The sequence below is a fragment of the Chryseobacterium luteum genome, from assembly GCF_000737785.1.
In the GTDB taxonomy this organism is placed as follows: domain Bacteria; phylum Bacteroidota; class Bacteroidia; order Flavobacteriales; family Weeksellaceae; genus Chryseobacterium; species Chryseobacterium luteum.
This window is the reverse complement of sequence record NZ_JPRO01000007.1, coordinates 216,767-230,242: the sequence shown is the minus strand read 5'-3', so window position 1 is coordinate 230,242 and position 13,476 is coordinate 216,767. Positions and strand designations below refer to the sequence as shown.

General features: G+C 35.3%; 12 protein-coding genes. 8 read left to right on the top strand and 4 right to left on the bottom strand.

Features of this window, described 5'->3' with window-relative positions:
* Nucleotides 1–181: 181 nt before the first annotated feature.
* The 4 genes from IX38_RS22980 to ppk1 all read right to left on the bottom strand — a co-directional run bounded on the left by IX38_RS22980 (nt 182) and on the right by ppk1 (nt 4,232).
* Nucleotides 182–337, bottom strand: a complete 156-nt coding sequence (locus IX38_RS22980; protein WP_165570726.1) for a hypothetical protein — start codon at nt 335–337, stop codon at nt 182–184.
* Nucleotides 334–987 (bottom strand): NAD-dependent epimerase/dehydratase family protein, encoded by a 654-nt coding sequence (locus IX38_RS10390; protein WP_034704554.1) that lies wholly within the window; start codon nt 985–987, stop codon nt 334–336. Before IX38_RS10390 ends, IX38_RS22980 begins: the two co-directional genes overlap by 4 nt.
* 291 nt (nt 988–1,278) lie before the next feature.
* Nucleotides 1,279–2,163, bottom strand: coding sequence for a Ppx/GppA phosphatase family protein (locus tag IX38_RS10385; protein ID WP_034704552.1), 885 nt, complete (start codon nt 2,161–2,163; stop codon nt 1,279–1,281).
* Nucleotides 2,160–4,232 (bottom strand): polyphosphate kinase 1, encoded by a 2,073-nt coding sequence (gene ppk1 / locus IX38_RS10380; RefSeq protein WP_034704551.1) that lies wholly within the window; start codon nt 4,230–4,232, stop codon nt 2,160–2,162. Before ppk1 ends, IX38_RS10385 begins: the two co-directional genes overlap by 4 nt.
* Nucleotides 4,233–4,525: 293 nt before the next feature.
* Between ppk1 and IX38_RS21930 the strand changes: the two genes are divergently transcribed.
* The 8 genes from IX38_RS21930 (at nt 4,526) to IX38_RS10340 (ending at nt 13,454) form a co-directional block, all read left to right on the top strand.
* Complete coding sequence (locus IX38_RS21930) at nt 4,526–5,752, top strand: M43 family zinc metalloprotease (protein ID WP_131368661.1); 1,227 nt, start codon at nt 4,526–4,528, stop codon at nt 5,750–5,752.
* Nucleotides 5,753–5,904: 152 nt separating this feature from the next.
* Complete coding sequence (dnaK, locus tag IX38_RS10370) at nt 5,905–7,809, top strand: molecular chaperone DnaK (protein WP_034704550.1); 1,905 nt, start codon at nt 5,905–5,907, stop codon at nt 7,807–7,809.
* Between the two features lie 228 nt (nt 7,810–8,037).
* Nucleotides 8,038–8,607, top strand: coding sequence for a helix-turn-helix domain-containing protein (locus IX38_RS10365; protein WP_034704548.1), 570 nt, complete (start codon nt 8,038–8,040; stop codon nt 8,605–8,607).
* Nucleotides 8,604–9,845: a site-specific integrase gene (locus tag IX38_RS10360; RefSeq protein WP_034704546.1), complete on the top strand. Its 1,242-nt coding sequence runs from the start codon at nt 8,604–8,606 to the stop codon at nt 9,843–9,845. The genes IX38_RS10365 and IX38_RS10360 overlap by 4 nt, the downstream gene beginning before the upstream one ends.
* A gap of 1 nt (nt 9,846) precedes the next feature.
* Nucleotides 9,847–10,638: a DUF2214 family protein gene (locus IX38_RS10355; RefSeq protein WP_034704544.1), complete on the top strand. Its 792-nt coding sequence runs from the start codon at nt 9,847–9,849 to the stop codon at nt 10,636–10,638.
* Nucleotides 10,639–10,750: 112 nt separating this feature from the next.
* Nucleotides 10,751–11,128 (top strand): helix-turn-helix domain-containing protein, encoded by a 378-nt coding sequence (locus IX38_RS10350; RefSeq protein WP_034704542.1) that lies wholly within the window; start codon nt 10,751–10,753, stop codon nt 11,126–11,128.
* Entirely contained in the window at nt 11,125–12,354 is a 1,230-nt protein-coding gene (locus IX38_RS10345) for a primase-helicase family protein (RefSeq protein WP_034704540.1), read from the top strand. The genes IX38_RS10350 and IX38_RS10345 overlap by 4 nt, the downstream gene beginning before the upstream one ends.
* Before the next feature lie 221 nt (nt 12,355–12,575).
* A complete protein-coding gene (locus IX38_RS10340) occupies nt 12,576–13,454 on the top strand; it encodes a toprim domain-containing protein (protein ID WP_034704538.1) in 879 nt (292 codons plus the stop codon).
* Nucleotides 13,455–13,476: the final 22 nt, after the last annotated feature.

Here is a 13,476-nt window from a genome sequence, read left to right as displayed (position 1 = left end):
TACTTGCATTAGATTTCTGCAAAAATGAGCTTTATATATGGTTAGTATTTTAATGGAATTTTAATAAATGTTTAATAAAAAGGTAACAGTTATTGTGAAAAGTCCAAAAACGGAAAGAAGTTATGATAAAAGGCAGATCTGCAAACCAACTGATCTGCTTTCTAAGTTTCTTTTATTTTTGCTATTTACTCGCCTGGCTTCCCGAGATATGTAATGTTTTACTTGCAGAAGTTTTCCCTTCCATTGGGTGTTTTTGCATATAGAAATAGCCTGAAACAGCCGTCAGAACGAGAAGTATAAAAACGACAAGAACAATTCTTTTTAACATTTCTCTCATATTGCTAAATTTTTAATGTCCCTAATTTCCAAAGTAGAGGTAGGATAGCCTTTATGTACGGCATTGATCATTGCTCTCCCTACTTCATGTAAAGTTAATGATTTTGAAGGTAACAAAACAGGAAAAAACCAAATAAATGGCTTGAAGAACCATTTTACATTGATCTGACCTTCAACAGGTTTCATGAATCCCGGACGGAAATTGAACGCATTCCTGAATCCCATTTTTTTCAATGCATTTTCTGTTCTGCCTTTTACTCTTGCCCACATTAGCTTTCCGCTTTCTGTACTGTCAGTAGACGCTCCTGAAACATAGTTGAAAACCATGTCCGGATTCTGGTTCAGAACTGCCCGGGCAAAATGTATCGTTGTATCGTAGGTGATCTTCGTATAGTCTTCCTCGTTCATACCTATACTGCTGATTCCTGCACAGAAGAAACAGGCATTATAGCCTTTAAGATTTTCATCATCCAGATTTAAAGACAGAAAGTCAGGAACCAAATATTCTTTGAGCTTGGCGTGCGTTTTTCCGGAAGGTTTTCTGCTTACACTTAGTATTTCTGAAACATTAGGATTTTCCAGGCATTCCATTAAAACACCTTCACCCACCATACCGGTTGCTCCTGTAAGAATTATTTTGATCGGATTCATTTTTTGTCTGTTGATATTATGTAAGACGTATTACATTGAGTATTACTTTAAATTGATAGTAAAAATTTACAATTTTAAAGATAATACTCAAGAAGGGTATGTTTACGTATGCTTCCTCATCCTTTCATTTGTGAGTAGAATTAAACAATTTCAAGCTTTAATTTAAAACATGAAGGAAGTATTCAAAGGTTATGAGGCTTAAAAGATTGCGTCGCTTCGCTCGCAATGATGCCTAGTTAAATAAAAACCAGCCAAAAGATGGCTGGTTTTTAAATATATGGTGTCAGAAATTTATTTCTTTTCGTGCAGCTGGCTGTAAATATTATGGATAAGCCCGTCTGCCACGGAAATTTTAGGAACAAATATCCTGCTGATATCCGACCATGTCATGACATTATTGAAGATCCTTAAAGCATGAACCAGCACATCTGCCCGGTCTTCCCGGAGAGTATGTTTCGTCATTCTTTCCTCTACAGAAAGTTCATTAAATTCTTTATACACCTTTTTAAGATGGGAAAGTGTCATCGGTTTTCCGTCTTTGGTTTTGCTCATTGAGAAAACCTTATTGATGTTTCCACCGGAACCGATGGCTACGAGAGGTTTTTTGCTTACAATATTCTGTCTGATCTCTTCCTTCATCTCCTGCCAGTTTTCTGGAGTTACGAGATTGTTCAGAAGCCGTATGGTTCCGATGTTAAAGGATTTTTCATAAACCATTTTTCCGTTTTCGTAAAAAGTAAGCTCTGTGGAACCTCCTCCCACGTCAATGTACAGATAGGCAAATTCTTTGTCAAGGCCTTCTGCAACATGATTTTCATAGATAAGCGTTGCTTCCTCATCTCCGGAGATAATTTCTATATTGATGCCTGAAGTTTCTTTCACCTGTCTGATGATCTCATTTCCGTTCGAGGCATCCCTCATTGCACTGGTGGCGCAGGCCCGGTAATGCTCTACCTTATAGATTTTCATAAGGTCGCTGAAAATCTTCATAGAGTCGATGACCATTTTTTCTCTTTCCTCTCCGATCATCCCCATGGTAAATACATCCATGCCCAGCCTTAAAGGAATTCTCAGGAGATTAAGTTTTATAAATTCAGGTTTCCTGTTGCTGATCTTTACTTCATTGATCAGAAGTCTGGCGGCGTTGCTTCCTATATCTATCGCTGCAATCTTCATTTTTTGCTTGTTTTAGCTTTTAAATATTTGTAGGTTTCTATTTGAGAACGGCAATCATTTTTATCATTCCTCACATACTCGTTACCCAATTTTTTATCTAAAATACGAGCTTTTACGTTATCTCTCAACTGAATGTCGAGAATATCTTTCAATTCTTTCTTAAGTTCCTTACTGGTAATCTTCGCTGCAGCTTCAATTCTGTAATCCAGATTCCGCGTCATCCAGTCGGCAGACGAGATGTACAGGTCTTCTGCACCTTTATTGTAGAAATACATTACCCTGGCGTGTTCCAAATATTCGTCTACAATACTTATTGCTTTAATTTTCTCTTTAAATTCTTTCTGATTGACGGGACAATAAATTCCTCTCACGATCGTTTTTGTGACTACACCTGCTTTTGCAGCTTCATAAAGTTTTTCAATCAGAGCCCTGTCGCTCATGGAATTTGCTTTTATAATGATTTCGGCTCTTCTTCCGGCTTTGGCTTCTTCAATTTCCTTGTCGATGTGGTGTACAATCTTTTCCCGCATGAATTCCGGACAGATCAATAAATTTTTGCAGGTCTTTAAAACCGAAAGAAAATCTTCTTTTGGCTTTTTCAAAACATTGAATACCTTATTAATATCTGCCATGATCCCGCGGTCTGCTGTCATTAATAAATGATCCCCGTAGATTCTTGCTGTCTTTTCGTTAAAGTTTCCTGTACTTATAAAACCATACTGCATGGTCTTGTTGTTTGCTCTTTTCTTGATCACACAGAGTTTGGCGTGTACTTTTTTGTTGGGAATACCTACGAGTACTGTGATGCCTTCAGGTTCCAGCATTTCTTTCCATTTAAGATTGGATTCTTCATCGAATCTTGCCTGGAGCTCCAGCATAACAATTACTTCCTTGCCATTTCTTGCGGCGTAGATCAGCGCATTGATGATCTTTGAGCTGCTGGCAAGACGGTAGGCGGTGATCTGTATAGATTTTACATCGGGATCCATGGCTGCTTCACGCAGAAGATCAATAACAGGATTGTATTTGTGGTAAGGGAATGATAGAAGGACATCTTCCTTTAGAATAACATCTGTCACTCTTTCTCCGTGTTCAAAAGCCTGGTGCGTAAAAGAAGTTCTCTCCACCGGCTTTTCAAACGTTTCAAAAACATCGGGAAAATCCATGAAATGTTTGAAATTATGAATTTTTCCTCCCGGAATAATACTGTCTTTTTTGGATAAATTTAATTTTCGGATAAGAAGTTCCAGCAGGGCTTTGTCCATATCCTTATCGAAAGCAAAACGGGTAGGTTTTCCTTTTCTTCTGTTTTTAAGCCCTTTTTCTATTTTTTCTGCGAAGTTGGTACGGATGTCATTATCCAGATCCAGTTCCGCATCTTTTGTTACTTTAAAAGCATTGGCAGAAAATTCGTCGTAACCGAAATACGAGAAGATATGGGGAAGGTTGAAGGTAATGACATCTTCAAGCAGCATAACGTTTTTTTCTTCCGGATCTTCCGTAGGCAGCAGAACAAATCTTCCTACAAAACGGGACGGAATTTCGATAATGGCATAATTGCTGGAATACTGCCAATCCTTTTTCCTCATAGCGACACCCAGATAGAGACTTTTGTCCCTCAGGTAGGGCATCGGTGTGTTTTCGTGAAGCAGGATAGGAATCACATTGGATTCTACCACTTCATCAAAATACTGTCTTACGAATTCCTTCTGTTTGGCAGTCAGGTTTTTAGAATTCTTAATGGAAACCTTAAGGCTGGCCATTTCAGCCTGGATGTGTTTCCAGGTCTTGTCAAAATTCTGCTGTTGGCTGATCACAATTTCATTGATCCGCTGAAGGATCTTTGAAGGCGGCTGATAGAAAGATTCAGCGATTACTTTTTCTTTAAAATCCATTGCCCGCTTTAATCCGGCCACACGTACCCTGAAAAATTCATCTAAATTATTGGAAAAGATTCCAAGGAAACGTATTCTTAAATGTAAAGGGACATTTTCGTCCATAGCTTCCTGTAAAACCCTTTCATTAAAAGCAAGCCATGTAATATCTCGCGGATTAAAGTGTACTGACATTCTAAAGTATAATATTTTATCAAAAATAACAATTCGTAAAGTTTAATTCCTATTTCCAAGGTTAAACTTTGATTAATTTTAACAAAGTAGTATAAAAATGTGCCTGATGATTACATTGTTGTTTCTCAATAATTAAATTTTACATCAATAATACTTCATAATATGCGTTTTGTTTAATTGTTGGTAATGATATATAAAAACAAATATTGGTTATAAATGCTGATGTAAACTGCGTTTTTTTAATATTTATTTTTAAAAAAATAGATATATTTGTTGAATATTTTATAAAAATTATGAAAAAAGTTTTACTATTGTCGTCCATATTGTTTATGGTGAATGTTTATGCGCAGCGTGAATGTGGGACAACTGAAAAAATGAATGAATTTTTTGCTAAAAATCCGCAGGCTCTGGCAAAAAAACAAGATCTGAGGAATTATCTGACGAGCAAAAATACAACTGGAAAAAATGTACAGACGCTCATTACTATTCCAATTGTAGTGCACGTTCTATATAAGAATCCCGCACAGAATATTTCGGAAGCTCAGATTGCTTCCCAGATCGCGATACTTAATAATGATTTCAGAAAGCTAAATGCTGATTTCAATACGGTAGTACCTGATGCATTCAAACCGGCTGGGGCAGATATGGAACTGGCATTTTGTATGGCAACAAAAGATCCAAACGGGAATGCTACTACGGGTATCGAAAGAAAATCTGTGGCCTCCAATTTTAATTTTGCAAATAATTATTATCTGGCTTCGGGACTTACTGCCTGGGATCCGACAAAGTATCTTAATATATGGGTGGGAGATATGCCTAATCCTTATTTAGGTTGGGCTTATCTGCCGGATGCAGCCGGATACCCGGAAGATGGTTTAGCTATTGGATACAAATACTTTGGAACAACCGGTGCAGCAGAGTTTCCATATAATGGTGGAAGAACCGCTACGCATGAGATCGGTCATTATTTCGGACTTCTGCATCCATGGGGAGAAGATGACAGTGCTTGCGGAACAGCTGATAATGATGATGGCTGTGCAGATACTCCTGCTACTAATAGTCCTTATTACGGAGGAAATGTTTTTCCGGATAATTCTTATACATGTACAACTTCCGCAAACGGTGCCATGTTTATGAATTTTATGGATTATGTTACTGACACAGAAATGGCACTTTTCAGCAATGATCAGAAAACGATTAAAACCAATACCATGTCAGGTCCCAGAGCAAGTCTTCTGAACTCAAACGGGTGTGCGTTTTTATCGGTAAATGAAGTGGAAAAGGCAAATTCTATCAATGTTTTTCCTAACCCTACTACTCAGTATATTTCTATAGCGTCACCCTTAACTACCATCAATGAAGTTGAAATTTTCAATTCTGAAGGCAGGTTAGTGAAAAGTGCTGTCATTAAAAATGAAACAGATAAAATTGATGTGAATGATTTTGCCAGTGGTGTATATTATGTAAGAACATATAATGGTAAAGACTTTGTCAAATCCATGAAGTTTATCAAAAAATAAGTGAAAATATTTCCAATATTTGTTTAATTAAACCCTGACTTAGTCGGGGTTTAATTTTTACTGTGTCATTTTGTCACAAATTTTTGAATGGTACAGATATTGAGAATTTGAGAGTGTAAATTAAAATATAAAAATTAGAAAAAATAAATATTATGAGTAAAATAATTGGAATTGACTTAGGAACAACCAACTCTTGTGTTGCTGTAATGGAGGGGAAAGACCCTGTTGTTATCCCTAACGCGGAAGGTAAAAGAACGACTCCGTCTATCGTAGCATTTACAGAAGATGGCGAAAGAAAAGTAGGGGATCCTGCAAAAAGACAGGCTGTAACGAATCCAAAGAAAACTGTATACTCTATCAAAAGATTTATCGGTACTCATTTTAAGGAAGATGCTAAAGAAATTTCAAGAGTACCTTATGAAGTAGTAGCAGGACCCAATGATACCGTAAAAGTAAAAATCGACGACAGAGAATATACACCACAGGAAATTTCAGCTATGACGCTTCAGAAAATGAAGAAAACTGCTGAAGATTATCTTGGACAGGAAGTGACAAGAGCGGTAATTACTGTTCCTGCCTACTTTAATGATGCACAGAGACAGGCTACCAAAGAAGCAGGAGAAATTGCAGGTCTTACAGTAGAAAGAATTATCAACGAGCCTACGGCAGCAGCATTAGCTTATGGTTTGGATAAAGCTCATAAAGATCAAAAAATTGCTGTATATGACCTTGGAGGTGGTACTTTCGATATCTCTATTCTTGACTTAGGGGATGGTGTATTTGAAGTATTGTCTACAAACGGAGATACGCACTTAGGAGGTGATGACTTTGATGATGTGATCATCAACTGGATGGCAGACGAATTCAAAGCGGAAGAAGGAGTAGAATTAAAAACTGATGCAATCGCATTACAGAGATTAAAAGAAGCTGCTGAAAAAGCAAAAATAGAATTATCTTCTTCTCCACAAACTGAAATCAACCTTCCATATATCACAGCTACGGCTACAGGTCCGAAACACTTAGTGAAGACTTTAACGAAAGCTAAATTCGAGCAGTTATCTGCGGAATTGGTAAAAAGATCTATGGATCCTGTTGCAAAAGCGTTGAAAGATGCAGGTTTATCAACTTCTGATATCGACGAAGTAATCCTGGTAGGAGGTTCTACAAGAATCCCGATCATCCAGGAAGAAGTAGAAAAATTCTTCGGTAAAAAACCTTCAAAAGGAGTTAATCCGGATGAGGTTGTAGCAATCGGTGCAGCTATTCAAGGAGGTGTATTGACAGGTGATGTAAAAGATGTTTTACTTCTTGACGTTACGCCACTTTCTTTAGGTATCGAAACAATGGGTTCTGTATTCACTAAATTAATTGAAGCGAACACTACAATCCCAACTAAAAAATCTGAAGTATTCTCTACAGCTTCTGACAACCAGCCGGCTGTAAGCATCAGAGTAGGACAGGGTGAAAGACCAATGTTCAACGATAACAAGGAAATCGGTAGATTTGATTTAACAGATATTCCACCAGCTCAAAGAGGAGTTCCTCAGATTGAAGTAACTTTCGATATTGATGCGAATGGTATTCTTAGCGTTTCTGCTAAAGATAAAGGAACCGGTAAAGAGCAGACAATTAAAATTCAGGCATCTTCAGGGCTTTCTGACGAAGAAATCGACAGAATGAAGAAAGAAGCTCAGGAAAACTCTGCAGCGGATGCCAAGAGAAAAGAAGAAGTTGAAATTTTCAACAAAGCTGACGGATTGATCTTCCAGACTGAAAAACAACTGAAAGAGTTTGGTGATAAATTATCTGCAGACAAAAAAGCAGCAATCGAAACAGCTCACACAGAATTGAAAGCAGCTTTTGAAGCGAAAAACGGTGATGATGTGAAAGCTAAAACTGAAGCTCTTGATGCAGCCTGGATGGCAGCTTCAGAAGAAATGTATGCAGCAGGACAACAAGGTCAGGGGGCAGACGCCGGAGCAGGTGCTCAAAACCCTGGAGGTAACGCAGGAGGTGCTGATGATGTACAGGATGCTGATTTTGAAGAAGTCAAATAAGTAGCAATTATCATCGATTAATATCGATCGAAATAAATTAGCAAATCGCTGTAAATGTAATGTTTACAGCGATTTTTTTTGTTTTTGTATTTTTTATTAATAGTTGATTTTAATCAATTTTTGTTGTAATTTTGTATCTTACTTGTACCGCGTTTTATTTAGATAGTATGTGCGTCTTATGCGCCTTAATTGTAAAAAAACGGAGAATGTTCAGGATGTTATTTCAGAATGGGATTTAGTAAATTGAAAATACCTAGGGTATGTGAGCAGTGTTCCAAACCCTTTGAAGCAAAAACAGTTATGACTCGTTTTTGCACTTTATCTTGTAATAATAAAGCATTAAAAGAGAAGAAAAAACTTGAAAAAGAAAAAGTAGAAAAAGACACTCTTTTACAAAAATATAAGAACAAGATTGCCGAAGTTCAGAATAGGGAATTTATTTCAGTTGCAGAAGCGACTGTTATGTTTGGACTTTCAAAAGATACAGTGCACAGATATATAAAACGAGGAATTATTACTGGAACTAATCTAGGCTCAAGATTGACTCGCGTGAAGCGATCAGATCTGGAAAATTTATTTTCAGCAGTTGAAATGCCGGAAGAAGAGGAAATAATAATTGAGAAACCCAATTTTGAAGTTGGTAATTGTTACACAATTTCTGAAATTAGTTCAAAATTCTACGCTGATCCTGGAACTGTAACAAACTTAATTAAAAGAAACAAAATTCCGACAAAGAAAGTTGGAAGTTTCGTGTATGTTCCTAAAAATTTAATTGATAAAATTTTTGACGGAAAATGAAAGAGCTATTAAAAACCAAAGTTACCGTACGATTGCGAAAATCTGAATTCCGAAAAGAATGGTTTATTTATTTGGAAAGTTATCCTGTGATGATTCCTGGTAAAGATAAAGTTCAAAGAATCCGGGAATATTTGAACAGAAGCGTCACAACCGTAGATTTTGATAAGAAAAGACCTGCAAGAACAACCCAAGAATCCGTTTCATTTAAACCTAAAAGAGATGACAATGGTATTATCGTTTGCAAAAGCGAAAATGATCGGGAAACAATGTTCTATGCAGATTCTATGCGTAAATTACGTCAGAGAGAATATGATAATATAGAACTTTACAGCGAACTCGACAAAATTCAAGTAGAGCAAAAAGAAAAATCGCAGGAGAATTTTGTGAGATATTTTGATTTGTTGGTTAGTAAACGACATAGAAACAATTCCGAATCTATTCAAATAAATTGGTATCGCTCAATAGAATTTCTAAAAGATTTTGGAGGCGAAAAAATTATGTTTTCGCAGATCAACACAAAATTCTGTGAACACTTTAAATCATATTTGTTGACTGCAAAAAGTGGCAGCAATAAGGAAGAGAATATTTCTCAAAATACGGCTTCAACTTATTTTTCTGTATTCAAAGCTGCATTAAAACAAGCTTTTATTGATGGATATTTTACGACTGATATTTCTGCTAAAATTAAAGCGATTCCGCACGAGGAATCAAGACGAGAATATTTAACACTTGATGAACTTAATACTTTAGTTGAAACGCCGTGCGAACTTGAAGTTCTTAAACGAGCAGCACTTTTTTCAGCTTTAACAGGTTTACGTCATTCCGATATTCAGAAACTAACGTGGAACGAAATAAGTATTGAAAACGATCAGGCAAAAATAAATTTTACTCAAAAAAAGACAAAAGGAGTAGAATATATGCCAATGTCTAAACAAGCACTACAACTTTGTGGTGAAGTAGGTCTTCCAAATGATTTGATTTTTAAAAATTTGACTAATCCAGCTTGGATTTCCCGACCACTCAAGAAGTGGATTGAAAGTGCTGGAATAACTAAAAAAATAACTTTTCATAATTTTAGACACACTTTTGCAACGCTTCAACTTTCGAGTGGAACTGATATTTACACAGTGAGTAAAATGCTTGGTCATACGAACGTAAAAACTACACAGGTTTACGCAAAAGTTGTTGATGAAAAGAAAAATAAAGCTTCGACCGCTATTCATTTAAAAAACTTATAAAATGCACTTGAAATATTTCGAATATATTGTCATCTACCTTTCCGTTCTATTAGTATGTGTGATAGGGGGAGCGTTAGCAAGAATTTCTTTTCTTGGAAAAGGTGGTGATGAATATACCGCAAATATTGTATTTTGGTCAATCACAGCATTAAGTATATTATTTTATGCGCTTATTATTTTATTTCTCGATGGGATAATTGTCTTATTCAGAAAGATTTTCCCTAAGAAAGGCAGTTCTGAAAATTCTACTGAAGATTTTATTACATCTGAAAATCCTGAGAATGTAGGGGAGAAGCAAAAACAAATAATTGATAAAAATACCCCAATCTCTTTAGTTGAAAATTCGGAGGAAAACTTTGTGAATCAAACTACAGAATCCGTAAATCTGGAATCTATAAGAAAAACTCAACTCCAGCAAAAGCAACAGAATGACATTGTAAAACTACAAATCGCTCTGGATTATACTCGGAATCAATTTGCATTATATGTAACAGATGAAGATCTTGATGCACTTTATAATGCCGTAAGTTTATACTCAAAAAAAGAAGAAATTCCTAACGATATTTCTGTCCACACCAAAGGATTAACTAATCTAGATCTTTATCATTTCGGTTGGAATATTTGGAATTATTTCAGACCAATAAAACAGGAAGAAATTTCAAAATTATTAAAATCTGTATTTGTTTCGCTTGATGATATTGATTTAGATAGTATCAAGTCACATTTGAAAGATGAACCTCAAAAAGGTAATATCAAAATTCAAGAAGACTTGACAGACTACCAAAAAACATAAAAAATCACAAAATGAAGTGTATGTTTAGTGATTCCTCTGTGATTGCGTGTTTATAGTGATCACAGAGGAATCACTTTTTTTCTTTGCACCATAACAATCAAAAACAATAGTTATGGATAGCAATGACATTTCATTTGAAAATCTGCCAAGAGCAGTTGCGCATCTGGCTAGCGAAATAGCCGAAATTAAATTTCTGGTAGAAAGGAAAGAACCTCCGATTATTCCCGTAAAAAGAATTCCGATTGATATTGCAGAAGCTTGCCAAATTATAGGTAAGGCTAAACCTACTGTATATACTCTTGTGCGGAAAAGATTGATTCCTTGTTATAAAAATGGCAAGAAACTTTACTTCTTTGAAGACGAATTATTGGATTGGATTTCTAAAGGAAAGAAGAAAACCTTACAGGAGATCCAATCTGAAGCGGAAGCCAATTTCAGAAAACATTCAAGAAAGGCAAATGTAGATTCTAACCAAAATCTACAAAGATGAGCCAAAAAATTCCCTACATCCGAGTTGGTACAACTTACTATAAAGTAATAGAAAAGCCATTAATTTCGGGCGATAAAACTTCTGTTTTGGTTCGCTGGAATCGAGAAACAATCGTGAGCGATCACGGAAAAATTTATGTTTCAACTGTGCCAAAATTTGATGGTTTCTGTTGCATTCCGGAGCATTTAAATTATCGACAAATCGTTCAAGGTTTCTATAATATTTACAATGAAATTCCATTTGCTCCTTCATCCGAAAAGGAAAATTTAAAAAATAATATTCCATTTTCTTTGAATTTTGTAGCGCACATTTTCGGTGAACAACTGGAAATGGGTTTGGATTATTTGAAAATTCTCCTGCAATTTCCAACACAAATCCTTCCTATTTTATGTTTGGTGTCCAAAGAACGAGCTACTGGAAAATCAACTTTTATCAAGTGGCTGAGAGAGATTTTCGGATTGAATATGACTTATATCAAAGGCGATTCATTCGGAAGTCAATTCAATTCCGATTGGGCAGCAATGTTGTTGGTAGCAATCGATGAAGTTTTCTTTGATAAAAAAGAAATTACAGAAAGATTGAAATATCTATCGACAACTAATAAAGATAAACTAGAAGCCAAAGGAAAAGACAAAGAAGAAATCGATTTTTTTGCCAAGTTTATTCTTTGTTCCAATAATGAGGAGAATTTTATTCAAATTGATGAAAACGAAATTCGATTTTGGATTCTAAAAATCAATCCGATCAAAACGGAAAACACTGAATTTTTGAATAACCTCATTTCCGAAATCCCATACTTTCTTCGGTTTTTAATTGAAAGGCCATTTTCAACGGAAAAGAAAACAAGAATGTGGTTTTCTGCAGATGAAATCAGAACAAAAGCACTTCAGAAATTAGTATTCAAAAACAACAATAAACTCGAATCTAAGATTATTGAATTGCTGTACGAGTTTTTCGAAAGCAACAATGATGAAGAAATTAATGTCGTTCCGCAAGACTTGCTGAATATGATAATCAGAATGTTTAGACTTACTTATTGGACGAGAAATGATATTCGAACTCTATTAAAGGAAACTTGGAAATTAAATCCACAAAATAATGGTTTGACTTACATCAGATACGACCTTGATTTTGCAGGAATATTTTACCAAAACAATTCAGTTGGTCGCTATTTCACCATAAAAAAGGATTTTATTCTTAATAAACGTGTTGAAATGTTGAATTGATTGATAATGAATAGAAAATCAAACACTTTAAACTCAACAAAATCCTCAACAAACTTTTAAACCCAACTTTTTGTTGAATGTTTGTTGAGCGTAAAAACTCTAGTTTGTTGAATTTTTGAGCATTTGTTGAGTAATTAAATATTATTAAATCAATAAGTTACAAGGTTTTCTCAACAATTCAACAAAAAATTTCTCACTCAAAACACGGAAAATTTACAGCTATGAATTGCAAACAATTTAATACAATCCCGTTGGAAGAAGTCCTCCTTTCTCTCGGACACCCTCCAACGAAACAAAATGAAAAAGAAGCTTGGTATCTCAACCCTTTTGCCAGCGAATCCCAAGCCTCTTTTAAAATCAATAAAAGTCTAAACAAGTGGTACTTATTTTCAGAAGGAATCGGTGGAAACAATACTGACTTTATGAAGAAGTATCTCAATACTTCAGTAAATGGAGTTTTAATTTGGGCAGAAAATCAGAACTTTTCTTCTTTTCAAAATCAAGAAATTTCTAATCGGAAGTCAGAAAACCCAACTAAAAATTATGAGATACTTGACGTGAATGGAATCCACCATCCTGCACTTTTGGAATATTTAAGAGAAAGAAAAGTTGGAAATCAAACTCAGTTCTTACACGAAATTCATTACCGAATGAATGATAAAAACTATTTCGGAATTGGTTTCAAGAACGATTCTGGCGGTTATGAAATCCGCAATAAGTATTCTAAAATTTGTTTGGGCAAAAAAGATATTTCAACCATAAAAAACGGATCAGAATCGCTTCGGCTTTTCGAGGGCTTTTTCGATTTTCTTTCCTTTAAAAATGTAGAGAATTTTTTAGAAAAAGAACCTGTCGATTATCTCATTTTGAATTCCGTTTCGATGATTCACAATATTAAAAGTTCACTAGGAAATTATGAAAATATTGAGCTTTATTTTGACAATGACGAAGCAGGAAATCGTGCGGTTGAAATGATTAAAAATGAAAATCAAAGCGCAGAAGATTGTCGGGTTTTATATTCAGATTTTAAAGACTTAAATGACTGGATGATTCACAAAAATCCATTACCTGAAAGACAAGTGAAACAAAGGAGAAGGTGAGTAAAATAAACACAGGTAAAAT

What these genes read in the sequence shown, in the direction of transcription:
- IX38_RS22980 (WP_165570726.1), bottom strand. Translation starts at nt 337, where the DNA reads ATGAGAGAAATGTTAAAAAGAATTGTTCTTGTCGTTTTTATACTTCTC.
- IX38_RS10390 (WP_034704554.1), bottom strand. Translation starts at nt 987, where the DNA reads ATGAATCCGATCAAAATAATTCTTACAGGAGCAACCGGTATGGTGGGT.
- IX38_RS10385 (WP_034704552.1), bottom strand. Translation starts at nt 2,163, where the DNA reads ATGAAGATTGCAGCGATAGATATAGGAAGCAACGCCGCCAGACTTCTG.
- ppk1 (WP_034704551.1), bottom strand. Translation starts at nt 4,232, where the DNA reads ATGTCAGTACACTTTAATCCGCGAGATATTACATGGCTTGCTTTTAAT.
- IX38_RS21930 (WP_131368661.1), top strand. Translation starts at nt 4,526, where the DNA reads ATGAAAAAAGTTTTACTATTGTCGTCCATATTGTTTATGGTGAATGTT.
- dnaK (WP_034704550.1), top strand. Translation starts at nt 5,905, where the DNA reads ATGAGTAAAATAATTGGAATTGACTTAGGAACAACCAACTCTTGTGTT.
- IX38_RS10365 (WP_034704548.1), top strand. Translation starts at nt 8,038, where the DNA reads ATGGGATTTAGTAAATTGAAAATACCTAGGGTATGTGAGCAGTGTTCC.
- IX38_RS10360 (WP_034704546.1), top strand. Translation starts at nt 8,604, where the DNA reads ATGAAAGAGCTATTAAAAACCAAAGTTACCGTACGATTGCGAAAATCT.
- IX38_RS10355 (WP_034704544.1), top strand. Translation starts at nt 9,847, where the DNA reads ATGCACTTGAAATATTTCGAATATATTGTCATCTACCTTTCCGTTCTA.
- IX38_RS10350 (WP_034704542.1), top strand. Translation starts at nt 10,751, where the DNA reads ATGGATAGCAATGACATTTCATTTGAAAATCTGCCAAGAGCAGTTGCG.
- IX38_RS10345 (WP_034704540.1), top strand. Translation starts at nt 11,125, where the DNA reads ATGAGCCAAAAAATTCCCTACATCCGAGTTGGTACAACTTACTATAAA.
- IX38_RS10340 (WP_034704538.1), top strand. Translation starts at nt 12,576, where the DNA reads ATGAATTGCAAACAATTTAATACAATCCCGTTGGAAGAAGTCCTCCTT.